This is a genomic window from Ancylobacter sp. 3268, from assembly GCF_031456575.1.
Taxonomy (GTDB): Bacteria; Pseudomonadota; Alphaproteobacteria; order Rhizobiales; family Xanthobacteraceae; genus Ancylobacter.
In genome coordinates this window covers 217,349-239,921 of record NZ_JAVDUX010000007.1, presented here as the reverse complement: position 1 = coordinate 239,921, position 22,573 = coordinate 217,349, and the positions used below count along the sequence as shown (strand labels likewise).

Here is a 22,573-nt window from a genome sequence, read left to right as displayed (position 1 = left end):
CGATCAGCCAATGGGCGCGGCGCTGGCGTCGCGCCCGATGAGCCGGGTCTCGAAACGGCCGTCCTCCAGCGGGCTGGCAAGGGCGATCTGGCTGCGGCCGGCCTCCTTGGCGACATAGAGTGCCCTGTCGGCAGCCTGCACCAGCTGATAGGGCGTGCGCAGCCGGCGCTGCTGGCCGAAGCTGAACAGCGTCAGGCCGATGCAGATCGTCACCACGCCGAACGGGCTGCCGCGGTGGGGAACCGCGAGCCGGGCGACCGCTTCGACCATGCGCCCGGCGATGGAGAGGGCCTCGGCGGCGTCGAGGTCGACGAAGATGGCGGCAAATTCCTCGCCGCCATAACGGGTGACGATGTCCCGCGAGGGGCGGGCCACCTGCTGCAGCGCTTCGGCCACCGCACGCAGGCAGTCATCGCCGGCTTGATGGCCGTACAGGTCGTTGAACGACTTGAAGTAATCGACGTCGATCATCGCAAGGGCGATGCTGGGCCTCTCGCGCCGGCTGCGCCGGAACTCGCGTTCGAGGCACTTGTCGAACTTGCGGCGGTTCGGCAACTCGGTGAGGCTGTCGATCTCCGCCAGCAGCCGCAGGCGGCGATTGGCGACGATCAGATCGTGTTCGAGCACCCGGCGCTGGCGGATGGTGGCCTCCAGCTCGCGCTCCACCTCCTTCTGAAGGGTGATATCGACGCTGGTGGCCAGCATGCGGGCCGGCCGGCCGTCCGGCGTATAGTCGACGACCTTGCCGCGGCTGAGGATGAAGCGCCAGCTGCCATCCTTGTGGCGCAGCCGGTACGTGGCCTCGAAGTCGCTCCGCGTGCCGGCATGGATCTGCGCCATCGCCGCCTGCACCGTCTTACGGTCCGAGGGGTGCACGATGCGCCAGGGTTCGTCCTGATCGGCGAGTTCCCCCGGCGCATAGCCCAGCGCGCGCTTCCATTGCTGCGAGCGCCAGACGCGATTGGCGACGATGTCGTAGTCCCAGACCCATTGGCCGGCGACGTCCAGCGCGAAGCTCGACCGTTCGACCGCGCGGCGCAGGGCCACATGCGCCTCGACCACGGGGGTTACGTCGGTGACCGCCAGGGACACGCCGTCGTCGAGCCGGGCGGCGGCGAAGCGCAGGACATGCCGCCCGTCGTCGCGCTCGATGGTGAGATCGGCCTCTTTCGCCGCAATGGGCTCCGCCAGGCGATCGAGCACGGCATCGGCTCCCGGCAGCCAGGTGCCGAGAGCGGTGCCGATGAGTTCGGCTTCCGCTGCCGCGATCAGGCTGCGGAAGTGCCGGTTGCAGGCGAGAATCCGGCGCTGCGGATCAAGGGTGCAGAGCCCGACCGGCGCCAGTTCGTAGGCCGGCGCGGTGACCGGTGTGGGAAGGGGCTCGAACGCATCGGATGTCCTCTCGCCCATGATGGTCGACGGTCTTCCCTGCTGCACTGGCGGAACAGTATCACGACTGCATGCCCGCATGCGTGTGCGGTTCGGCAGGCCGGGCCATCCCTACGCCAGCGAGCGGGTGACGATGTCGGTGACGTCCGGCGACAGGCCGGACGTGCGGGCGACACGGCGCAGCGCCGCTTCCGCCTGTATACGCCGTCCGGCTTCCAGCACCCGCCAGCTCTTGAACGCCCCGAGCAGCCGTGCCGCCAACTGCGGGTTGGCGCTGTCGAGATCGAGCACCGTGTCGGTGAGGAAGTTGAAGCCGGCGCCGTCGGCGCGGTTGAACTGAGTCGGGTTTCCGGTGGCGAAGCTGCCAATCAGTGCCCGCACCCGGTTCGGGTTGCGCATCGAGAAGGCCGGGTGGCCGGTCAACTCCCGGACCCGGTCCAGCGTCGCCGGCTCGGCGATCTGCGCCTGGATGCCGAACCACTTGTCGATCACCAGCGGATCGTCGCGGAAGCGCTCGTAGAAATCGCCCAGCGCCTCGTCGCGCTGCTCCGGCGCGTAGTGGACCAGCGTCATCAGCGCCTGCAGGCGATCGGTCATATTGTCGGCGGCACGGTACAGGCCGAGGGCGCGGGCAATGCCGTCGCCGGTCCCGGCCTCCGCCAGCAGGCCGAGGCAGGTGTTGCGCAGCGTGCGCCGGCCGGCCGAGGCGGCGTCGGGGGAATAGGGGCCGGGAGCGGCGAAGCGCTCGAAGGCGCCGGCGAGAGGATCGGCGAGCGCGGTGCCGATGGCGCGGCGCAGGTTGCGCCGGGCGGCATAGACCGCGTCCGGATCGACATCGCGGCCGATCTCGCGGGCGATATCGCCTTCCGACGGCACCGTCAGCACCTGGCCGACAAAGGCCGGATCGAGCGCCGGGTCGGCGAGGCTCGCCGCCATGGCGGCGATCAGCGCCTCCGGGCCGGGCAGGTTGCGGCCGGAGGACACCGCCTGCGTCGCCTCGATGAGATAGGCAAAGGCGATGGTCTGCACCGCCTCGAAGCGGTTGAACGGGTCGCGATCGTGGCGGGCGAGGAAGACGAGGTCCTCGGTCGACAGGTTGCTGGCGAGCCGCACCGGTGCCGAGAAGCCGCGGTTGAGCGAGGGCACCGGGCGCTCGGGCACGTCGCGGAACACGAAGCTGTGCCGCGCGCTGTCGATGGTCAGCACGCCGCCCGCCGGCGAGGTGCCGTCGGCGAGGGTGAGCGGCAGGTCCTCTCCCGAGGGCGAAACGAGGCCGATGGCGAGGGGGATGAGCATCGGCTGCTTGTCCGGCTGGCCGGGCGTCGGCGGCAGGGTCTGCTCGACATCGAGCCGGTAGCTGTTCTCGGCCGGGTTCCACTCGCCGGTCACGGTGAGTTGCGGGGTGCCGGACTGGGCGTACCAGAGGGCGAAATGGGCGAGATCGGTGCCGGTGGCGTCGGCGAAGCAGGCGAGGAAGTCCTCTATGGTCGCCGCCTGTCCGTCATGGCGCTCGAAATAGAGGTCCATGCCATTGCGGAAGCCTTCCGGCCCCAGCAGGGTCTTCAGCATCCGCACCACCTCGGCGCCCTTCTCGTAGACGGTGGCGGTGTAGAAATTGTTGATCTCGCGATAGGTGCTCGGCCGCACCGGATGTGCGAGCGGACCGGCATCCTCGCTGAACTGGTAGGCCTTCAGAAGCCGCACGTCGATGATGCGCTTCACCGGCCGCGAGCGTTGGTCGGAGGAAAACTCCTGGTCGCGGAAGACGGTGAGGCCTTCCTTCAGGCACAGCTGGAACCAGTCGCGGCAGGTGATGCGGTTGCCGGTCCAGTTGTGGAAATATTCGTGGGCGATGATGCCCTCGATGCTGGCATAGTCGTTGTCGGTCGCGGTCTCCGGGGTTGCCAGCACGTATTTGTCGTTGAAGACGTTGAGGCCCTTGTTCTCCATCGCCCCCATGTTGAAATCGGCGACGGCGACGATGTTGAACACGTCGAGGTCGTACTCGCAGCCGAAGACCTCTTCGTCCCAGCGCATGGAACGCTTGAGCGCGTCCATGGCGTAGCCGGCCCGCGCGGTCTTGCCCGGCTCGACATAGATGCCGAGTTCGACCTCGCGCCCGGTAGCGGTGACGAAGCGGTCGCTGATGCGGTCAAGGCGTCCGCCGACCAGCGCGAACAGATAGCAGGGCTTCGGCCACGGATCGTGCCACACCGCGAAATGCCGGTCGGTGCCGGGCACCTCGCCCTCCTCGACCTTGTTGCCATTGCCGAGCAGCACCGGCGCTTCGGCTCGCTCGGCCTCGATGCGGGTGGTGTAGACCGCCAGTACGTCCGGCCGGTCCGGGAAATAGGTGATGCGGCGGAAGCCCTCGGCCTCGCATTGGGTGCAATAGGTGCCGCTGGAGCGATAGAGCCCCATCAGCTTGGTGTTGGCGGAGGGATCGAGCCGCGTCTCGATCTCCAGCACCAGCGGGCGCTGCGGCGGCGCCAGCAGGGTGAGCGAGGATGGGGTGACGCTGTAGGCGTTGCCGGCCAGCCGTTCCCCATCGAGCGTCAATGATTTCAGCACGAGTTCATCGCCGTCGAGGACGATCGGCGATCCCTCGCGGCCCACCGGGTTGGGGCGCATGCCGAGCCGGGCGCGAATGACCGTGGCGGTGGGGTGGAGGCTGATGTCGAGATCGACCGTGTCGACCAGCCAGTCCGGCGGTCGATAATCCGCGAGACGAACGGGGCTGGGGTCGGCATCACGCATCATCGCTCACTCCCGCATGCACGAGCAGCAAGCTGTAGAACGTCGGGGCGACGACCGGAAGTCCCCCCGACCTCTCTAGCGCTCGAATTGAGAACGGAACTCTCGCCACATTGTGCCGTTAGCGATTCCGCTGAGTGCCGACAGTCATTTTCCGATGATGTCTGATGGCAGGATGGTACCTAAGAGGTCTTCGATATGCATGCAGCCGCAACCGGCGAAAGATTCGAGGTTCTCGACGCATGGCGTGGCGTTTGTGCAGTCATGGTGGTCGTTTATCACTTCATATTTATCGTCAATACGCCCTTCATGCGGAATGAATTTATTTTAAATTCCTATCTTTTTGTCGACTTTTTCTTCGTCCTATCCGGGTTCGTCGTTTGTCACGCCTATCGCGACCGAATCGGCGATCGGCGGCAGTTCACCGGCTTCCTGTTGCGTCGTGTCGGCCGGCTCTGGCCGCTGCATCTGGCGATATTGTTCGCCATGATGCTGGGCGTGATGGCGATCAACGTCGCCGGCCATCACCCCGAGCGGCTGTTGATCGATGCCAGCAGCGGCAATTATTCGCTGCAGGCCCTGCTGCTCAACGCGCTGCTGCTCAATTCCATGGGGCTGTACGGCTCGGCCTGGAACGGGCCGGCCTGGAGCATCGGCGCGGAATTCTACACCTATCTGTTGTTCGCGCTGGTGGTGCTGGTCGCCCGGCGGAAGCTGTTGCTGGTATCCTCGGCCCTCGCGGCGGCGGCAGCGGCGATCATCGTCGTGTTCGCGCCGGCCTATATGAATTCCACCGCCGATTTCGGCTATATACGCTGCATTGCCGGCTTCTTCACCGGCGTCGGCGCCTATCATCTGCATGCGGCGCTGCGGGACCGGCCTCTGCCCTTCGCCACCCTGTTCGAGCTGGCCTCGCTGGCTCTGGCCACCACATTCATCGTCGCCGCCGGCCAGGGGCCCGACAAGGCGCACGCGCTGAGCGTGCTGGCGCCGCTGGCCTTCGCGGTGCCGATCCTGGTCTTTGCGCGTGAAGGCGGCCTCGCCTCGCGGCTGATGCGGCTGGCCCCGTTGCAGGCGCTCGGCCGCTGGTCGTTTTCCATCTACCTGATCCACATGCCGGTGCTGGTGCTGGTGGTCAGCTATGGCCTGTGGGCCTATGGCGATCTCGTCGGCGTCGATCTTCGCCATCAGGTGGTGGTCGATGGCGTCGCCAAGCAGCTCTACGACATCGGTGCCGCCGGCGCCGGCATCGTGCTGGCGCTGGTGGTCGTGCTGGTGGTCGCGCTCGCGGCGCTGAGCTTCCGGCTGATCGAGGTGCCGTGGCGGGACCGTTTCGCCCGGCTGGCACGGGCGCAGGAAAAGCCCGCGAGCCTGCTGCCGTCGGCCCGGCCGACGTCGCGTTACGGCACGCCGGTGCCGGTCCGCATCAAGCGCGGCTGACGCGTTCAGTTGCGTTGGCGGACGATCTCCACCCCGACGTCGCGCAGCACGCCGGGGATCGGGGCATGCGGCTTGTGCAGCTCGACCCGCACCCGCTCGACGCGGGCGTAGCGGCGCAGAATCTCGGCGGCGATCGCCTCGGCAAAGGCCTCGAGAATATGGAAACGGTGCCCAGACGACACGGCGTGCACGGTCTCGAACACCTTCTCGTAGCCGACGGTCTCGCCATAATCGTCGTGCTCGGCGGCGGCGTGGGCGTCGAGCCACCAGTCGACGTCGATCACGAAACGCTGGCCGAGCCGGGCCTCCTCCTCATAGAGGCCGTGATAGGCGTGCAGCTCGATGCCGCGCAGGAAGATTCGGTCGGACATGAAGGCGCTCCCGGTTGTTTTTATGCGTTAGCCCTGGGCCAGGGCGGCAGACAGCAGCCCGACCGCTACCGCCGGCGCGCAATCGGCTGCCGGCCCGGCCAGTCTGGGATCGTCGGTGAGGACGTCGGCGAGATCGAGATAGGCGGCGCCGCGCCGCTCGGCGAGCTGGCGCGACAGGAAGCGGCCGACGCCGGCGCCGACCACCAGGCCGACATCATCGTCGCGTGCCGAAGCCACCGCGTCGAGCGCACCGGCAAGGCGGTGCAGTTGCTGCTGCCCCAGATGATAGGCGAGGCGTCGCACGCGCGGCTGGTTCGCCGGGGTGAGGTCCTCGCCGACGATGCGCAGCAGCCGGCGTGCGCTGGCCTCGACGGTCTTGCCGCCGCCATCGGCGGTCGGGTGCAGATCGGCATTGTCGGGCAGGAGATCGAGCAGCCGGTAGATGTCGGCGGTGGTGGCGTAGAGCTCCGCCATCAGCGGCACGAAGCGGCCGGCGAAGGGGGCGCGCTCCGCCAGCGCCATCACCGGGGTGCGCACCGCGCCGGTATAGAGCAATTCGCTGTTGGCGAGCCGTTCGGCGTCGGTGAAGCCGCGCGCCTGCACCCGGCCGTCGCCGAAGGCGATGAGATCGGCGGTGGTGGAGCCGATATCGACCAGCACGCCCGCGGGCAGCAGATGCGCCAGGACCGCCGCGGTGGCGTACCAGTTGGCCGAGCCGATGGTGGCCGAATGAGCCGCGGCTTCCTCGGCCGGCACGAAGCCCTCCGGCCCGGCGAACAGCGCCAGCGGCGCGCTGCCGAGTTCCTCGATCAGCAGCGCGGCGGTGCCGACCACGCCGGCATGGCGGTCCGGCCACAGATCGGCGACCTCGGCGGTCATGGTGACGGCGGAGGTGGCGCCGGGCGGGAATTCGCCCCGCAGCGTGCGCAGCGCCTCGGCGAGGTGGTGCGCGCCTTTCCAGACCGGGCAGGGGGCGATGCGCACGGCAGCGAGCCGGCCATCCTCGCCGAAGGCGGCCAGCTTCACATGGGCGCCGCCGACATCCCAGCCCAAACGCGAAATCGTCGTCACACAAGCACCTCGACCGGGGTGGGCAGGGGAAGATGCGGCAGCTCCGGCACCGCGCCGTCGCGGATGAGATCGGCGACGAAGGCGAGGACATTGACGCCGAGCGCCCGCCGCAGGCCGGCATAGGAGGTGGTCAGACGCGGATTGACCTCGACCACCACCGGCCCGGCGGGCGTCGCCAGATAATCGACGCCGACCAGCCCATGCAAGCCCGGAAGTGCGGCATGGATCGCCTGAGCGATCCCGGTTTCGGACGCGCCCGGCGGACGGATGCCCACGGTGACGCCATGGAAGCCGAAGCGTCCTTCCGCAATCTCCACATGCTGGCGGTTGACGCCGAGCACATACGCCCGGCCGGCCTGGCAGAGCAGAGTGAGGCTTTCAGCCGCGCCCGCGACAAGAGGCTGGGCCACCGCCTTCGGGCCGGCGGCCGCCGCCTCGGCGCGGGAGCACAGGTGGATGTCGAGGCTGCCGGCACCGTCGTCGGGCTTCACCACCAGCGGGGGGGCGATGTCCGGCGGAATCTCGGCGGGGCGCCAGCTTGGCACCACCGCGATGCCGGCGGCGGCGAGGCGGGCGGCGGTGGCGTATTTGCTGGCGCAGAGTCGCAGCGTTGCGGCATCGGAGGCGAGGACGCGGCGATTGCGCTGGCGCAGCCGCGCGACCACCGCCTCCATCACGCCGCCGGTTTCCGGCGCAACCGGCCAGGCGGCATCGGCCCCGGCGGCGAGTTCCGCCCAGATCGCCAGCGCATCCTCCCCGGCGGCGATGGCGCGGCTGTCGCCGCGCGCCGGCGGCGGCAGGCGGTCGTCATGGGTGGTGATGACCCGGACGCCCGGCAGGTCTTCGAGATCGCCGATCAGCGTGTCGCGCATCAGCGCGCCTTCGGTGGCGAGCGAGGGCGAAAGCGCTTCGCCCCGCAGCCCGCCTCCGGTTACAAACTCACACACCAGAACCAGCATCGAACCCTTCGCGGCGGAGCCTATCCGAGTGGAACTTATACCGGTGATCGACCTGATGGGAGGCGTCGTCGTGCATGCGCGGCGCGGCGACCGTGCGAATTATCGCCCCATCGCCTCCGGCCTCTGCGCGGGCGCGGAGCCGGCGCGGATCGCGCAGGCGCTGCGCGAACTGGCACCGTTCCGCACCCTCTATGTCGCCGATCTCGATGCTATTGCCGGCCGGGAGCCGCACCGGGCCGAGCTGACGGAACTGGCGCGGCATTTCGAGCGGCTGTGGATCGATGCCGCCGAGGTGAGGCCTGCCGGGGTGGGGCCGGGCCTGCGCCGCGTGCTCGGCACCGAATCGATGGCCGATGCCGACAGCGGCCGCGCGGCGCTGCGCGAGGGCGGGAGCGTGCTTTCGCTCGACCACGGCCCGGAAGGGCCGCGCGGTCCCGCCGAACTGCATGAGCGTCCAGAACTTTGGCCCGACGAGGTGATCGTGATGACGCTCGCCCGCGTCGGTGGCGATACCGGGCCGGATTATGAGCGCCTGCGCGCGACGTTGGCGCGGGCGGAGGGCCGCCGCATCTATGCCGCCGGCGGCGTGCGCGACGTCGAGGATCTCCATCGGCTACGCGATATCGGCGTTGCCGGGGTGCTGGTGGCGAGCGCGCTGCATGACGGACGGCTCGGCGCCGCCGACATCGCCGGCTTCATGAGCTGAGCGCGGCGGCGAACAGGCTGGCCACCGTCAGGTCGGCGCTGGTGCCGGGATTTAGCCCGCGGGCCTTCAAGCTGGCGTCGAAGGCGGCAAGCGGCGGATGGCGCTGTGCCGCCGGGGCGCGCCACTCGATGCCGGCAGCGATCTCCCGCGCCTCCCGCTCCACCGCCTCGGCGGTCGGGAGGCCGAATTTGCGGCCGATATGGCTGTCGGGGAAGGCCGTGAGGAAAGCGAGATAGATGGCTTCCGTGCGTGCCTCCAGCGCGGCATCGGCGAGCGCGTGCAAACCGGCGACGCCGATGTCGAACACATCCGCGAAACCGGTGATGAATTGCCGGGCGATGCGATCGTCATCGGCGGCGAGCCGCATCGCATCCAAAAGGCCGATGCGCGGAGGGGCACCGACATCGTGATCGGCGCGCCGGCCGAGGCCGCCGGGACTGGCGGCGGCGATGGCGCGGAACACGGCGGCGGCGTCCTCCCTATTGAGCGTCGCCAATATGTCGCCGAGCGCCTCTTGCACCGGCGCCGATCGCTCGGCCGCGGCGGCGAGCGGGGCGCAGAGCAGCAGGATGCCGAGATTGGTATTGAGCCCGGTGACGGCCAGGGAGGCGGTCACCGCCGCCTCGATGCGGGCTCCCACCGATGCGCCGGGGCGGGCGATCGCCGGTGCGGCGGCGCGGGCGGCGGCCTCGAAATGCGCGACCTCCATCCCGTGGCCGGCAGAGAAGCGGTGCACATTGCCGGGCTTGAGCGCGTCGAGTTCGGCCAGGCAGGCCGCGAGGAAGGCGGCTTCGATCTCGGCCGCTGTCATGATTGCGGCCGTCCCGCCGTCGCGGCATCCGGCGCGGTAGCCTCGATGCGGGCGGGAACCGGCTGCATGTTCATCCTCACTCCGTTGCCCCGGGGCTGGCGCGCCGCATCGCCTCCCACAGCGCATCCATGCGCAGCAGCATCAGGCCGCGTGCTTCCTCGGCATCATGTCCCTCGCCGAAGACCGTGCAGACCGGATCGCCGGGGTGCAGTCGCGTGCCGAAGGCAGGGCGATCGGCTATATGGGGCGGCAGAGTGTCCAGCCGCATCGTGCTCTCCGCCGTCGCATAGAGGATGCCGGCCGCCCGGGCGCCGAATTCCGGGGCGGGGCGCAGGGGCGCAAGGTCCGGCAGACGGCCTTCGCAGGTATCGAGATGCAGGCGCAGCAGCGGCGGAAAAGGGGGGCGGTCGAAGATGTCCAGTGTCGCCCCCGGTCGCGGGTTGAGCTCGATGAGGCTCCAGCCGTCGCGGGACAGGATGAGATCGGCACTGGCGAGGCCGACCAGACCGGTGGCGCCGGCAAGACGGTCCAGCGCCTCGGCGACGCCGTGTTCGACGGACAAGGGTACCGCAATCGGCCCCGCGGCGCCGCCGTAGCGATAGGGCGAGGCGGCGTCGGGCGCGCACCACTGCCCGGAGAAGGCGAGAAGGCGAGCCTCGGCTCCATTGGCGAGAAACAGTGCCGAGATGGCACGCCCCTCGATGCGCTCCTGCAGATAGTGGCCGCTTGCCTGTACCCGCTGCGCCGGATGGATATGGGCGCCGCCGGAGGCACCGATGGCCTTTTCCAGCGCCTCCACGCCCGTCGGCGCCACCTCTGCGAAGATGCGGGGATGCGCGATGTCGAGCGATGTCAGCAGCCGGCTGAACGCGAACGGGTCCTTCACCTGCCGCAGCACCGCACCGCCATTGCCGGCGAGCCGCCAGCGCGCCGCCAGCCGGTCGACGAGGTCCGGTGCGGCCTCGAAGCCCGAGCCCAGCACCAGCGGCCACGACGCAGACGCGTGGATCTCCAGTTTTTCGATCAGGTCGGCGGCGTCGATGGCAAGGCTGTCACGACGGCGCAGCGGCACCATCTCGGCCGCCAGCGTACGGGTATCCTCGTCGCCGAACAGGTCGATCACCAGCGGTTCGCGACCGGCACGCCGCGCCGCCGCCGCCAATGCGCGGGCGGAAAGGGCGGCGACCACGATATCGGGCATGCGGCGGCTCAGCTGGCGAGCGACCGGGCGAGGTCGAAGGCAACCTCGACGCCGATGTCGAGCGGGCCCTCGGCGACCCGCATGCGTTTCAGCAACTCGTGCTGCACCTGATATTTGAGCTGGCCGATGGTGAGCGCGCCGATGCCGCGCGCTCCCCCAGGCAGGACGATGCCGTTCGCCATCGCGTCGATGCCCTCAATGCCGGCGGGCGGCACCGCGTTGATATCGGCGGCCACCTGGAGGGCGGGGGCCGTAGCCAACGCATCGGCGGAGAGTATCTCGACGCCGGCCTTGCCGCAGGCCAGCACCACATCCGCCTCGGGCAGCAGGGCGCGCTTGTCGTCTTCGCTGCGGGCGGCCGCACAGGCGAGCGAGACGCTGAAGCGGCCGGCGAAGTCGCGGGCCTTGGCCTCGACGCTCTCTATGTCGCGATGGCTCACCAGCGTCACCTGCGCGCCGGCACGGGCGGCGAGCACGCCGGCAATGCCGCCGACGACGCCGGTGGCGCCATAGACCTGCACGCGCGCCTGCTCCAGCCCCTGCGGGCGGACGGCGCGCAGATGCCGCTCCACCTCCGCCACCATGGCGGCGGCCGTGGTGAAGGCGCCCGCCGGATCGACGAAGACCGAGATCTGGAACGGCGGGAACAGTACCGCCCGCGCCCGGTCGGCCATGTCGAGCGCGAGGCCGGCATCCTTGCCGCCGATGAACAGGCCGGTGCGCGGCGCTCCGGCGGGCGGGCGCGAGAACATCATGTCCTGCACCAGCTCGCCGACCTCCTCCAGCGTGACCTCGCTGTAGGGAAGGACGGTCGCATAGCCGGCATCGACCGCCATGTTGACGTCGAAGGGGCTGATGTGGCGCAGGGGCGAGACGATGTGCAGGATCGGCGCGTGCTCGTCCATTCCGTGGTTCTCCCGGGAAGTGTCAGTCGGTGCCGAGCCGTTCAGTGCGTGCGCCGGTGTTGCGGCCGCGCGCCACCTCGAAGGACAGGTTCGGACGATGGGCGAAGCGTTGGCGCAGCCGCGTCGCCAGTTGCTCGGCGGTGTCGGGGGTGCCCAGAATGGCGAAGCCGGTCGGTCCCCACGAGCTCTGGCCAACGCCGGCGGCGCCTTCGGCCGTCGCGAATTCCATCGCCGCCTCGACATCCTTGCTGGTGTAGCGCCCGCCTTGCGCGCGGGCATAGTGATCACCGAGCCGGGCCTGGATCTCGCCGATGGCGGCCCCGAAGGCGGCGCAGTCCTGCTCCACCAGCGCCGGTAGGGCGACCATGAGGGTCAGCCGGCAGAGGTGGCCGGCCAGCGCATCTTCGAAGGGCGGCAGCGCGTTCATCGCCGTCACCTCCTCGCTGCCGCTCAGGCCCTGCGACCTGTCGTCGAAGGCGAGCAGGATGCGCCAATCGGCGGGAAAGGGATGGCGGGCGAGGATGGGCGGAGGTGCGTCGCGGCCAGCGGCCTTGCCGCCGTCGAGCAGCACCCCGCCCTCCGCGAAGGCGCCCATGCCGATGCCGGAACGCGCTCCACGGTCGAGCGCGGCGGTGAGGGTGCGGGCGTCGAGCGGGCGTCCGCGCAGCGTGGCGAGCGCCGACCCGGCGGCGAGCGCCAGCTGCGTGCCGGAGCCCAGCCCGGCATGTGGCGGCAATGCACGCTCCACCGTGACGGCGACGCGCGGATCGAAATTGAACTGCGCCGCCACCCGCTCCACCGCAGCACGGGCGCGTGAGGCGTCGGGGCCGGCCGCGGTGAGCTCATCCGCTGGCGCCATCTTCAGCGACAGCGTCGGCTGGTCGAGCGTAAGGCCGAGACTGCCGAAGCGGCGGCCGACGCTGCCGGCAAGATCGAGGAAGCCGAGATGCAGCCGCGCCGGCGCGACGATGCGGACCCCGTTCGCATGGGTCTGCCGGCCGGGGCGTGCGATGGACTGGGTATTATCGTTCACGGGCGTTTCCTCGCCGCCATGGTAGAGCCCCGCCGCCGGCAAGGGCAATCGGGCCGCGACCATTTGCCGGTGGGCCGGCGGGCGGGCGAAGGCGGTGCGCCCTTCGTGATTTGCCCGGTGTCGTCGGCGGGCGTAGCTTTCCCGCGGTGCCGCCATGCGGTGGATGCCGACCGCGTGATGGGATGTTCCCCGAGCGGCGCCCTGACCAGGGAGGCGCATATGGGACGCTATTTCATCGATTGCCGGGAAATGCCCAGCGACAGGAAATGTACGCTGGCGATGGCTGCCGACACGGAAAAGGAACTGATGGAAGCGGCCGTTCAGCACGCCGTCGCCATGCACGGCCACAAGGACACGCCGGAACTCCGCAGCGAGATGAAGAAGGCCATCCACCAGGGTACGCCGCCGGCGGCCGCGCCGCGCGCCGCCTGACATGACGGCGCTCCGCCCCTCGATGCTGCGAGGGGCGGAGTGCCGGAGTATCGGCGCTACAGCAGGGTGCCGTGCAGGATGGCCAGCGCGACGCTGAAATAGATCACGAGGCCGGTCACGTCGATGAAGGTGGCGACGAAGGGCGCCGAGGCGCTCGCCGGATCGAAGCCGGCCCGCCTAAGTACGAAGGGCAGCATCGAGCCGATCAGCGAGCCGAAGGTGACGATGGCCACCAGCGCCGATCCGACGGTCGCCGCCACCAGCAGCCAGTGCTCGCCGTAATCGTGGAAGCCGGCGAGCTGCCAGATGGTGATGCGCGTTACCCCGAGCGCGCCGAGGATGCCGCCCAGCACCAGGCCGGAGGGCAGTTCGCGCAGGGCGACGCGCCACCAGTCGCCGAGCTTGATCTCATGCAGGGCGAGCGCGCGGATGATCAGCGAAGTCGCCTGCGAGCCGGAATTGCCGCCCGAGCTCATGATCAGCGGGATGAACAGCGTGAGCACGATGGCGCGCTCGAGTTCGTCCTCGAAATGCTGCATTGCGCTCGCCGTGAGCATCTCGCCGAGGAACAGAATGGAGAGCCAGCCGGCGCGCTTCTTCAGCATGGCGAGGAAGCCGATCTCCATATAGGGCTCGTCCAGCGCTTCCATGCCACCGAATTTCTGCGCGTCCTCGGTACCCTCCTCGATGATGGCGTCGATCATGTCGTCGACGGTGACGATGCCGAGCACGTGTTCGTCGGCATCGACCACCGGGACGGCGAGCAGATCATATTTCGAGATCAGCCGCGCCACGTCCTCGCGGTCCATCAATGGATCGACGGTGATCGGGTCATGTGCCGGCGCGACGGCAAGGATCGGCTGCTGCGGCTCGCCGGTGATCAGCCGGCGCAGCGTGACCGCCTGCATCAGCTTGTGGGTCGCCGGGTCGAGAACATAGATGGCGTAGATGGTCTCGCGCGTGCGCTCGATGGCGCGGATGTGGCGCAGCGTGTCGCCGATGGTCCAGCTCGACGGCACCGAGACGAATTCGGTGGTCATCAGGCTGCCGGCGGTGTGCTCGGGCCAGGAGAGCAGGCGGTTCAGCTCGGCCTGCGTCGCCGGCGCCAGCCGCGAGAACAGGTGCGAGCGCGCCGGCTCCTCCATCCAGCGGAACAGGTCGGCGGCGCGGTCGGCCGACAGCTCGGAAATAAGGCGGATCGCCTCGTCGTCCGGCAACGCTTCGATCAGGTCCCCGGAGAGGTCGAAGTCGGGCAGATCGAGGATCTCGATCTGCTTCTCGCGCGGCAGGCTGGCGAGGACGGCGGAGGCGACCTCCGGCTCTTCCTCGTCAAGGGCCTCGGCGATGTCGGCGGGGTGTTCTTCGGCGAGTTCGGCGGCGACGTGGGCGGCACGCGCGGCGGTTTCCACAATCTCGTCGTCGCGGCGGTCTTCCGCCGTGTTGCGGGTATCATCCATCTCGGCTCACTTTCCGTCGTCCGTCCAGGGAGGGCGGCGCGGCGAGCCGAGCGGGTCAGGTCATGCCTGCGATCGGCTCACATGCGCCGGCCGCCACGGGCCGGACGATCGACTGTCACTGTCGCTGGGCATCAGTTGAATCTTGAGGGTTGTGGAGAGCATTGCATCGATGATGCACTGCATCATGACGGCTTCACTGAACCGGGCGCGGGCCTGTGTCAAGCGGCATCGCAGGGCGGGAAGGGGGGACGCTTGGGTGCCGGCTTTCGATGCCGGAAACGACTTAAAACCCCGCACCCGGGGCGCTGTTCGCGGCGGTGGCAGGGCGGACGGTTTGATCAGCGGACTTTAGAGCCAAAGCCAGAGCAACAGGAGCAGCACAATGGCGAGAGCGACGAAGCCTCCGAAAGATCGGCCGCCGCTGCTCTCTTCCTGATCGATATGCATAGAAATCTTCCGCAAATTAGTTCAATTTTTATTGTTAAGAGGACGGTAATGCACTCCCCTGGCCGAGTCCAGCCGGTTATCGGCATCTGCAGGGTCAGGAAACCGTAGGGAAGCGCCGTGTCTCAACCAAGGGCCTGGACCAGGGCTCGTGCCTGTGCGAGCCGCACCGGATCGAAGCGGCCGGTACGCCCATCCGCGCAGAGCGCGCCGCGAAAGCCGAGATAATCGGCACCGATGCCGCCGAGCGCGGGAATGTCGTCGAGGCTGAGCGAGCCGGCCAGCCCGGTGATGAGCCCGTTCCGGCGCGCCTCCTCGACGAACTGGCCGAGGGTGAGCGGGTCGAGATGGCGGGTGAGCGGACCCGCCTTCTTGTCAGCGGTGTCGAGCATGATGCCGTAGAAGCCGGCGGCGCCCGCGCTGGCGACCAGCGAAAAATCGGGATCCTGATCGGCGAAAAGCACCCCGACGAGACGGGTCTTCGCAGCAAGCGGCGACAGTGCGGCGATGCAGGCGGCGGCATGGGGGCTGGCAAACAGGCCGGCCTTCACGATCGGCACGCCGGTGGCGGCGACGCGGGCGCAGGCGCTGGCCAGTATGGCCGGCACCATGGGCTGGTCGCCGGCGGTGGCGCTGAGCGCCGGGCGCCCCTCGCCGCCGGCGTTCCACAGCATCACCGCGGCGTCGAGCGCCTCCGTGCTCCAGGCGCCGAGCGCGCCGAAGGCCGGTTGCTTGAGATCGACGATATCGGCCCCACCGACGATGGCGGCACGCATCTCGGCGAGATCGGCGACGCTGGCAAGCAGGCCAGGCGCGTGGCCGGGCGGAGCCGGATGCAGGCGCGGGACGTGCAGGCGCGGGACATGGCGGCTCATGAGGCTCGGCTCCATCGCGTCATGCTCACGAGGGCGGAACCGCATCGGGCGGCGGGCCGTCGCGCCTCCGCCGATGGGCTGCCACCGCCTCGATCATCCACTCCCACGCCTCCTGCTCCTCCGGGCCGGCGGTCTTCTCCACCGCGATGGCGAGGTAGGCCATCTCGGCGTCGACCTTGTCGTCGGGAAGAATGTGCAGGCGACTGATCAGTACCGCGGCTTCCAGCACCGCGGCCTTGGCGCGGTTCAGGCCGAGAAAACGATGATGACCCTCGCTGTGATGGGTTTTGCAGAAGATGCGCGGACGCTGCCGGTCCTCCTCGACCCGGTCCACCGTGATCTCGTCATGTGAAAGCGCACCGACGAGGCGGGGGCAGTCGATATAGGTCGCCTTCTGGGTTTCGACCGGGATGCGCTTGCCGAGCACGCAGGCGGCGATGAGCCGCACGTCGTCGGTGAAGTTGACGACGCCGATCTGGGTATCGACGAGATTGTCGAGCGTGCGCGAGGGTTTGAAGGGCTGGAGCAGGTAGCCGCCCTCGATCACCGTCGCGCCCATGGGGGCGATGTGTCGCTCGCCGCTGCGCGAACGGGTGGTGACGATGGTCTCGCGGATCATGGTTCGCTCTTATCGGGCTTCGCGGGCAGCGTCGAGCCCGCCTTGTCGAATGTCAAACGGTGCGGATCGGCGCTGCCGTCGTCGTCGCGCCCGTCGCCGCGCCCGGCTATGCCCCATTTGAGCGCTTCATCCTGCGCGTAGCGCTTGCCGAGGCGGAAGGCGATCTCGGCGCGGGCGGTCTCTACCCCGAGATAGAAAGCGTGTGCGGCATCGTTCTCCACCCCCAGCGCGGGGAAGAAGGCGAAGGGATCGGCGCCGGTGTGGTGGCCGTCGCGGTTGAAGACGTGCACGCCGTCCTGCGCCACCATGATGCGGTAGTTGCGGTCGCGCACTTCGCCGGCGAGGTCGGCGATCTCGTCGGGCGTGGCGGCATAGGGGCGGCGGTCGCGCAGCGCCATCAGTCCGCCGCCGAAGCCCTGCGGCAGCGCCCCGGCCTCGCGGGCGGCGTAGAACTCCCGCCGGGCGCGGTCGAATTCCTTCACTGCCAGCCGGCAATGCGGGCTGACCTGCACCGCCAGCACGGCGTTGAGCCGCAGTTCGGAGATCACGCCCATCAGTATCGCGTTGATGCCGGTGGTGTCGGCGTCGGTGAGCTCGGTGACGTTGCCGATGCCCATCAATATGCCGATGTCCGGATAGAGCCGGCGCAGCGCCGCGTAGCGCTCCAGCGAGGCGGTGAAGCCGTAATGGATCGGCTCCAGGATCGGATCGGCGAGGAAGGCTTGCCCCTTCGCCCGGCACGCCTCGATGGCGCGCACCAGCGAGGCGAGATCCGAGGGCGGGGAGGGCACCAGCACCGGCACGGCCGGGCCTTCGTCCGCGATGGGAATCGTGTGCTCGGTGAGGCTGAGCAGGTAGTCGGCACCGGCGCGGGTGGCGCGCGTGAGCTCCTCCGGATTGAAGCTGTCGACGCTGACCTTCAGGCCCTCGGCCTGAAGGGCGGCGATCGCCTGTTCCAGATGCGGGAAGGGGGTGTCGGGCAGGCAGCCGAGATCGATCACTTCTGCCCCATCGGCCGCCAGGCTCCTCGCTCGCGCGACGAGCTCGGAGAGCGAGAGAGCCGAGGCGTCGACGATCTCGGCGAAGATGGTCACGTCGTGGCGGGAGAGGTCGGCGCGGGCGCGGGCCTTGCCGAAATGCTCCGGCAGGTCGGCGAGCTCGTCCGGCCCGCGCTCGAAGGGCAGGCCGAAATGGCGCTCGAGACGCGAGAGGTCGCCACGGAAGCGGCCCGGCATCACCACGCGTGCCGCCCCCTCCGGCAGCTTCAGCCGCCGCTCGACGATCTCGGCGGTCATCAGCGCCGCGACCTTCACGCCGACATTCACCACCACCGGATCGAGCGCCGGCGAAGCGATCTCGCCCGCCACCTTGATCAGGCGCGGCTCGGCGAGCGAGCCGGTGACGAGGGCCACCCTTTCCGCACCGTTGCGGGCGGGCTTGTCGGGCTGCTCAGCCATCGGCCGGCATCCCGGCGGCCAGTTCCGCCTTGCGGGCGGCGACGGCGTGCTCCAGCGCGCCGATGGATTCCACGACCGAGCAATAGTCGAAGCGGGACAGGCGGTCGGTGTTCTCGAGGTCTATGGCGCGCGGATAGACCGGCACCGGTCCGCGCGGCGCCATGGTGATCATTTCCGGCGACGTGTCGCAGGCGAAGACGATGCTCGGCACCCGGCATTTGCCGGCCTGGGCGAAGCAATTGGTGACGAGGCTGTCGGCGATGCCGTAGACGCATTTCGCCACCGTATTGGCCGAGGCCGGCGAGATGACGAGGGTGTGGTAGCGCCCCTCATAGAAGCGGCCGACAGGCACCGCGGAAGCGGACAGGTCGTGATAGATGCGCAGCCCCGCCGGCAGTTCCTGCCGATACATGCGCAGCACCTCTTCCGCCGCTTTGGAGACGAAGAGATCGACCGGATCGAGCGTGGCGATCAGTGCCAGCGACTCGACGAAGAAATGCCCCGAGCCGGTGAGTGCCCAGGCCCAGCGGGCGTCTTTTCGATGGCGGGTTCCGGCATCGCTCATGCCGCGCTCCTGTTGCGGGAGAAGGCGGCGAGGGCTTCGTCGATCGACATGAGCTCGATGCGTCCGGCATAGCGGGGGGCAAGCACGGGCACGTGAGGGTCGACAAGGCCGGCCTCGGCCCATGCCTGCGGATGGGGGGAGGGGCCCGGGACGGATTTCACGAAGACCAGCCGGCGGGCCTGGAGGCGCAGCGCCAGCCACAGGGAGAGGCTGTCGGAGGTGACGTCCCAGCTTGCGGGAAGATCGGCACCGCGTCCCATCGCCGCCGGCAGCCAGAGGGCCGCGCGGCCCGCTGCATGGGCATCGGCCATGGCATCGGCGTCGGCGCAGGCGACGAGGCGCGGCGTGAGGTCGGCGAAGGCCACGGCGAGGCTTTCCATGGCGAGGATCGCCATGTGGTGGCAGGCGCGGTCGCCCAGCGACAGGCGCGTCTGCAGCGCGCGCACCGCATCCGCCAGCGGGCCGCCACCCGGCACGATGATCAGCGGCGCCCCGGCCTCGGCGAGGCCGGCCAGCAGGTCGGCGAGCCGCGGCGCGGCGACGAGGCTGCCGCCGAGCTTGACGATGACCGCTTCCGGCAAAAATGTCTGGTGCATGAGGTCGCGTCCTGCGGCTCGTATCCTGCCTCATTGAGCACGGATGCGCAGCGCTGCTTATGCGACAAATGGTCGATCGGGAAAACCCTTTGGTTTCCACGCCTTGGCGGCCGGGATGCGCCGGGGACGGACAACCTTGCCTTTTTCAGCCTCGACTCCGGCCGGTGTTGGGCCGATGACGATGCGCCGAAGCCGCGCGGGCAGGGCGCCGGATGGCATGGCGGCCGGCAGTGGCGGGCAAATGATCGGGCAGGGCCGGTAGCCGGACCGCCCTGGCGGGAGCGGTCCGGCATCGGGCATCTGCGCCGGAGCGCAGCATCGACCCGTCTCGCGGCCATACCGAGGCCGATACCTCGCGCGGGGGGCGGTATTGCGAGGTGTCGGCGTCGGCGGAACGAGCATGAGCTCATCCGCACCACGAGGACGGACACACCCTAGCGTCAAATTGGGAAACTTACCAGTACCAATAAAATCGACACGTGATCGGTTTTCGCGTTTCCAAAAAGCGGGAGTGGGCCGTCTAGACGGCCGGAAGCAAAAAAAAGCCCGGAGCGGAGCTCCGGGCTTTTAAAGGTTAGACGGTCATGGAGCGGCGGGCCACTCCGTATTCCATGTTGAAGATGGGCCCGATCCGGAGGCTTGTCGAGGGAGATTCATGCCGATCACGTATTCGGGATTCGCAGACCGCTTCGCGCGGCGCACGACCGCGGTATCCGCGTCGGGCGAAGGTATTCGGCGCTTGCGGTGGCGCCGGACGACAGTTTCCAGAGCGGCCCGCCATGCGCCGCGGATCGCGGCTTCCCTGCCGGCTAGGCAGATGGCTAGCCGACTTTGGGTGCTGGCGGCGGCTCTATCAGGTGTGGCTGGCGTCAGATGTCGGCAAGATGATGCAAGGCGATGCCCGCCGCGGTGGCGACGTTGAGCGAATCGAATCCGTCCGCCATCGGAATACGCACCGTGCGGGCGCGGGCCATGATGGCAGCGGACAGGCCTGGTCCCTCGGCGCCGACCATCAGCGCCGTCCGCGGCGCGCGGGCGAGCTGTTTCAGCGTCGTGGCACCGGACGGGCTGAAGGCGAGCAACTCGAAGCCGTGTGCCGCCAGCAGGTCCAGGAGCGCCTCCGCGCTTCCTTCCCGCGCGAAGGGCACGACGAGGCTGCCGCCGACCGAAACGCGGATCGCCTTGCGGTAAAGCGGATCGCAGGACGCAAAATCGAACAGCGCCGCGTCCGCCCCGAAGGCGGCGGCATTGCGCATGATGCCGCCGACATTGTCGTGGTTGGTGATGCCGAGCGCCACCACCACCAGCGCGCGTTCCGGCAGTCCGGCGAGACGCGCGGCGGCGGAGGTCTCCTGCCCTCGCAAGCCGACGCCGAGCAGGCCGCGATGAATGTGAAAGCCGGTGATGCCGTCGAGGATCGCCTGGCTGGCGGTGTAGACCGGCACATGTTCCGGCGCCCGGGCGAGGAGGGGCGCCAGCGCCTCCGCCCGACTCTCGGCGATCAGCAGCGATTCCAGCGCGAAACGGTTGCGCGGCGACAAGGCGACGTCGAGCACTGTCCGGCCTTCGACGATGAAGCGCCCGCCACGTCCGACGAGGTCGCGCTCCTTGATGACGCGATAGGCGTCGATGCGCGGGTCGTCCGGCGAGGCAAGGGTGATGAGGCGGGTCACCCGCCGAGTTCCTCACGCAGCATTTCGAGCTCCAGCCACTGTTCCTCGGCCTTGGCAAGCTCCGCCTGGGCCTTGGTGAGCTCGGCGGTGGCCTTCTGGAAGCCGGCGGGATCGCGGGTATAGAAGTTCGGCGTGTGCAGCGTGTTGTTCAGCCGCTTGATGTCGGATTCCAGTTGCGACATGCGCTTGGGCAGCTGTTCCAGCGCGTATTTTTCCTTGTTGGAGAGCTTGCGCTTCGCGCCCGCGGCCGAAGGCGCCGGGGCAGGCGCCGCCTTCGGAGCGGCGGACGGGGCCGGCTGGGCGGCGCGCGCCTTCACCCCATGGCCGCGCTGGGCCACCATGTCGGAATAGCCGCCGGCATAGACGTTCCAATTGCCATCGCCCTCATAGGCGATGGTGGCGGTCACCGTGCGGTCGAGGAAGTCGCGGTCGTGGCTGACCAAGAGCACCGTACCGGCATAGTCGTCGATCATCTCTTCCAGAAGATCGAGCGTCTCGAGGTCGAGATCGTTGGTCGGCTCGTCGAGCACCATCAGGTTGCTGGCCTGCGCCAGCGCGCAGGCAAGAAGCAGCCGCCCGCGCTCGCCGCCCGACAGCCGCGACACCGCGGTGCCGGCTTGTTCCGGCGTGAACAGGAAGTCCTTCATATAGCCGATGACATGACGCGGATTGCCGCCGACGAACACCTGGTCGCCCCGGCCGTCGGTGAGCGTGTCGCGCACCGTGCGGCTGGGATCCAGCGCGGCGCGGCGCTGGTCCAGCGTCGCCATCTCGATATTGGTGCCGAGCTTGGCCTTGCCGCTGTCGGGCGCCAGCTCGCCGGTGAGCATCTTGAGCAGCGTGGTCTTGCCGGCGCCGTTGGGGCCGACGATGCCGATGCGGTCGCCGCGCTGGATGCGGATCGACAGATCGCGCACGATGACGCGGTCGCCATAGGACTTGGAGATGTGCTCGGCCTCCATCACCAGCTTGCCGGAGACCTCGGCCTCGGTGGCGGTGACGGAGATGGTGCCGACCGCGCCGCGGTGATCGCGGAATTTCGCGCGCAGATCCGCCAGCTCGCCGACGCGGCGCATGTTGCGCTTGCGTCGGGCGGTGACGCCGTAGCGCATCCAGTGCTCTTCGGCGACGATCTTGCGGGCGAGCTTCTGCTGGTCGCGCTCCTCCTCCTCCAGCACCTGGTCGCGCCATTCCTCGAAGAAGGCGAAGCCGCGCTCCATGCGCCGGGTACGGCCACGATCGAGCCAGACGGTGGCGCGGGTGAGGTCCTGCAGGAAGCGGCGGTCATGGCTGATGAGCACGAGAGCCGAACGCAGAGAGGCGATCTCGGCTTCCAGCCATTCGATGGCCGGCAGGTCGAGATGGTTGGTCGGCTCGTCGAGCAGCAGGATGTCCGGCTCGGGCGCCAGCACGCGGGCGAGCGCGGCGCGGCGGGCTTCGCCGCCGGACAGGTTGGCCGGATCTTCCGCGCCGGTGAGGCCCAGCTCGCCCAGCAAGTAGAGGGCGCGGTATTCCTGATCGCCCGGCCCCATGCCGGCCTCGACATAGTCGAGCGTGGTCTTGAAGCCGGAGAGGTCCGGCTCCTGCGGCAGGTAGCGCACCGTGGCGCCGGGCTGCACGAAGCGTGGTCCGCTATCGGCCTGAACGAGGCCGGCGGCGATCTTGAGCAAGGTCGATTTGCCCGAACCGTTGCGGCCGACGAGGCCGACGCGTTCGCCGGCGGAGACGGACAGCTCGGCCCCTTCGAGCAGCGGCGTGCCGCCGAAGGTGAGGCGCGTGTCTTGAAGCAGAAGGAGAGGGGGTGCCATGGCGCGG

General features: G+C 69.1%; 20 protein-coding genes. 3 read left to right on the top strand and 17 right to left on the bottom strand.

All coding sequences use genetic code 11. The annotated features are described in order from the left end of the window. Positions 1-3: 3 nt before the first annotated feature. The gene (locus J2X65_RS12600; protein WP_310201441.1) at positions 4-1,410 is read right to left on the bottom strand and encodes a diguanylate cyclase; all 1,407 of its coding nucleotides are present in this window, start codon (positions 1,408-1,410) and stop codon (positions 4-6) included. Between the two features lie 90 nt (positions 1,411-1,500). Then, the gene (gene pepN, locus J2X65_RS12595; protein WP_310201440.1) at positions 1,501-4,149 is read right to left on the bottom strand and encodes an aminopeptidase N; all 2,649 of its coding nucleotides are present in this window, start codon (positions 4,147-4,149) and stop codon (positions 1,501-1,503) included. 192 nt (positions 4,150-4,341) lie between these two features. Between pepN and J2X65_RS12590 the strand changes: the two genes are divergently transcribed. Next, positions 4,342-5,583 carry an acyltransferase gene (locus tag J2X65_RS12590; RefSeq protein WP_310201438.1) on the top strand — a complete coding sequence of 414 codons (1,242 nt, stop codon included), beginning with the start codon at positions 4,342-4,344 and terminating at the stop codon, positions 5,581-5,583. Between the two features lie 5 nt (positions 5,584-5,588). Here J2X65_RS12590 and folB read toward each other — a convergent pair whose 3' ends face one another. Genes folB through J2X65_RS12575 form a run of 3 tightly spaced genes read right to left on the bottom strand, consistent with a single transcriptional unit; the run spans position 5,589 to position 7,984 of the window. Next, positions 5,589-5,954 carry a dihydroneopterin aldolase gene (gene folB, locus J2X65_RS12585; protein WP_213364740.1) on the bottom strand — a complete coding sequence of 122 codons (366 nt, stop codon included), beginning with the start codon at positions 5,952-5,954 and terminating at the stop codon, positions 5,589-5,591. Between the two features lie 27 nt (positions 5,955-5,981). Continuing rightward, positions 5,982-7,025, bottom strand: coding sequence for a hydantoinase/oxoprolinase family protein (locus J2X65_RS12580; RefSeq protein ID WP_310201435.1), 1,044 nt, complete (start codon positions 7,023-7,025; stop codon positions 5,982-5,984). Further along, complete coding sequence (locus tag J2X65_RS12575; protein ID WP_310201433.1) at positions 7,022-7,984, bottom strand: ATP-grasp domain-containing protein; 963 nt, start codon at positions 7,982-7,984, stop codon at positions 7,022-7,024. The genes J2X65_RS12580 and J2X65_RS12575 overlap by 4 nt, the downstream gene beginning before the upstream one ends. Positions 7,985-8,012: 28 nt before the next feature. Between J2X65_RS12575 and J2X65_RS12570 the strand changes: the two genes are divergently transcribed. Beyond that, positions 8,013-8,690, top strand: a complete 678-nt coding sequence (locus tag J2X65_RS12570) for a HisA/HisF-related TIM barrel protein (protein ID WP_310201431.1) — start codon at positions 8,013-8,015, stop codon at positions 8,688-8,690. On the opposite strand, the gene J2X65_RS12565 is transcribed toward J2X65_RS12570, so the two are convergent. The 4 genes from J2X65_RS12565 to J2X65_RS12550 all read right to left on the bottom strand — a co-directional run bounded on the left by J2X65_RS12565 (position 8,680) and on the right by J2X65_RS12550 (position 12,640). Continuing rightward, the gene (locus J2X65_RS12565) at positions 8,680-9,501 is read right to left on the bottom strand and encodes a triphosphoribosyl-dephospho-CoA synthase (protein WP_310201429.1); all 822 of its coding nucleotides are present in this window, start codon (positions 9,499-9,501) and stop codon (positions 8,680-8,682) included. The genes J2X65_RS12570 and J2X65_RS12565 overlap by 11 nt on opposite strands. Positions 9,502-9,577: 76 nt before the next feature. Beyond that, the gene (locus J2X65_RS12560; RefSeq protein ID WP_310201427.1) at positions 9,578-10,702 is read right to left on the bottom strand and encodes an ATP-grasp domain-containing protein; all 1,125 of its coding nucleotides are present in this window, start codon (positions 10,700-10,702) and stop codon (positions 9,578-9,580) included. An 8-nt stretch (positions 10,703-10,710) separates the two neighbouring features. Next, a complete protein-coding gene (locus J2X65_RS12555) occupies positions 10,711-11,607 on the bottom strand; it encodes a methylenetetrahydromethanopterin dehydrogenase (protein WP_310201425.1) in 897 nt (298 codons plus the stop codon). A gap of 22 nt (positions 11,608-11,629) precedes the next feature. After that, complete coding sequence (locus tag J2X65_RS12550; protein WP_310201423.1) at positions 11,630-12,640, bottom strand: beta-ribofuranosylaminobenzene 5'-phosphate synthase family protein; 1,011 nt, start codon at positions 12,638-12,640, stop codon at positions 11,630-11,632. Between J2X65_RS12550 and J2X65_RS26980 the strand changes: the two genes are divergently transcribed. Further along, positions 12,593-13,072: a DUF1059 domain-containing protein gene (locus J2X65_RS26980; protein WP_404977698.1), complete on the top strand. Its 480-nt coding sequence runs from the start codon at positions 12,593-12,595 to the stop codon at positions 13,070-13,072. The two genes, J2X65_RS12550 and J2X65_RS26980, sit on opposite strands and share 48 nt — an antisense overlap. A 56-nt stretch (positions 13,073-13,128) precedes the next feature. Here J2X65_RS26980 and mgtE read toward each other — a convergent pair whose 3' ends face one another. The 8 genes from mgtE to J2X65_RS12505 all read right to left on the bottom strand — a co-directional run bounded on the left by mgtE (position 13,129) and on the right by J2X65_RS12505 (position 22,566). Then, entirely contained in the window at positions 13,129-14,529 is a 1,401-nt protein-coding gene (gene mgtE / locus J2X65_RS12540; protein ID WP_310201422.1) for a magnesium transporter, read from the bottom strand. A gap of 569 nt (positions 14,530-15,098) precedes the next feature. After that, entirely contained in the window at positions 15,099-15,848 is a 750-nt protein-coding gene (locus J2X65_RS12535) for a (5-formylfuran-3-yl)methyl phosphate synthase (protein WP_310201420.1), read from the bottom strand. Between the two features lie 25 nt (positions 15,849-15,873). After that, entirely contained in the window at positions 15,874-16,467 is a 594-nt protein-coding gene (locus J2X65_RS12530; protein WP_310201418.1) for a DUF447 domain-containing protein, read from the bottom strand. Next, entirely contained in the window at positions 16,464-17,924 is a 1,461-nt protein-coding gene (locus J2X65_RS12525; protein WP_310201415.1) for a DUF6513 domain-containing protein, read from the bottom strand. Before J2X65_RS12525 ends, J2X65_RS12530 begins: the two co-directional genes overlap by 4 nt. Next, positions 17,917-18,489, bottom strand: coding sequence for a flavoprotein (locus tag J2X65_RS12520; RefSeq protein WP_310201413.1), 573 nt, complete (start codon positions 18,487-18,489; stop codon positions 17,917-17,919). The genes J2X65_RS12525 and J2X65_RS12520 overlap by 8 nt, the downstream gene beginning before the upstream one ends. Beyond that, a complete protein-coding gene (locus tag J2X65_RS12515) occupies positions 18,486-19,085 on the bottom strand; it encodes an aspartate kinase (protein WP_310201412.1) in 600 nt (199 codons plus the stop codon). Before J2X65_RS12515 ends, J2X65_RS12520 begins: the two co-directional genes overlap by 4 nt. A gap of 869 nt (positions 19,086-19,954) precedes the next feature. Next, on the bottom strand, positions 19,955-20,758 hold the full coding sequence (locus tag J2X65_RS12510; RefSeq protein ID WP_310201410.1) for an RNA methyltransferase: 804 nt from the start codon (positions 20,756-20,758) through the stop codon (positions 19,955-19,957). Beyond that, complete coding sequence (locus J2X65_RS12505) at positions 20,755-22,566, bottom strand: ABC-F family ATP-binding cassette domain-containing protein (RefSeq protein ID WP_310201408.1); 1,812 nt, start codon at positions 22,564-22,566, stop codon at positions 20,755-20,757. Before J2X65_RS12505 ends, J2X65_RS12510 begins: the two co-directional genes overlap by 4 nt. Positions 22,567-22,573: the final 7 nt, after the last annotated feature.

Bases quoted from the DNA above. Each gene is read 5' to 3' on its own strand.
- J2X65_RS12515 (WP_310201412.1), bottom strand. From the start codon at position 19,085: ATGCACCAGACATTTTTGCCGGAAGCGGTCATCGTCAAGCTCGGCGGC.
- J2X65_RS12590 (WP_310201438.1), top strand. From the start codon at position 4,342: ATGCATGCAGCCGCAACCGGCGAAAGATTCGAGGTTCTCGACGCATGG.
- J2X65_RS12525 (WP_310201415.1), bottom strand. From the start codon at position 17,924: ATGGCTGAGCAGCCCGACAAGCCCGCCCGCAACGGTGCGGAAAGGGTG.
- J2X65_RS12505 (WP_310201408.1), bottom strand. From the start codon at position 22,566: ATGGCACCCCCTCTCCTTCTGCTTCAAGACACGCGCCTCACCTTCGGC.
- J2X65_RS12575 (WP_310201433.1), bottom strand. From the start codon at position 7,984: ATGCTGGTTCTGGTGTGTGAGTTTGTAACCGGAGGCGGGCTGCGGGGC.
- J2X65_RS26980 (WP_404977698.1), top strand. From the start codon at position 12,593: ATGGGTCTGCCGGCCGGGGCGTGCGATGGACTGGGTATTATCGTTCAC.
- J2X65_RS12530 (WP_310201418.1), bottom strand. From the start codon at position 16,467: ATGATCCGCGAGACCATCGTCACCACCCGTTCGCGCAGCGGCGAGCGA.
- J2X65_RS12535 (WP_310201420.1), bottom strand. From the start codon at position 15,848: ATGAGCCGCCATGTCCCGCGCCTGCACGTCCCGCGCCTGCATCCGGCT.
- J2X65_RS12600 (WP_310201441.1), bottom strand. From the start codon at position 1,410: ATGGGCGAGAGGACATCCGATGCGTTCGAGCCCCTTCCCACACCGGTC.
- J2X65_RS12565 (WP_310201429.1), bottom strand. From the start codon at position 9,501: ATGACAGCGGCCGAGATCGAAGCCGCCTTCCTCGCGGCCTGCCTGGCC.
- J2X65_RS12560 (WP_310201427.1), bottom strand. From the start codon at position 10,702: ATGCCCGATATCGTGGTCGCCGCCCTTTCCGCCCGCGCATTGGCGGCG.
- J2X65_RS12555 (WP_310201425.1), bottom strand. From the start codon at position 11,607: ATGGACGAGCACGCGCCGATCCTGCACATCGTCTCGCCCCTGCGCCAC.
- pepN (WP_310201440.1), bottom strand. From the start codon at position 4,149: ATGATGCGTGATGCCGACCCCAGCCCCGTTCGTCTCGCGGATTATCGA.
- J2X65_RS12520 (WP_310201413.1), bottom strand. From the start codon at position 18,489: ATGAGCGATGCCGGAACCCGCCATCGAAAAGACGCCCGCTGGGCCTGG.
- folB (WP_213364740.1), bottom strand. From the start codon at position 5,954: ATGTCCGACCGAATCTTCCTGCGCGGCATCGAGCTGCACGCCTATCAC.
- mgtE (WP_310201422.1), bottom strand. From the start codon at position 14,529: ATGGATGATACCCGCAACACGGCGGAAGACCGCCGCGACGACGAGATT.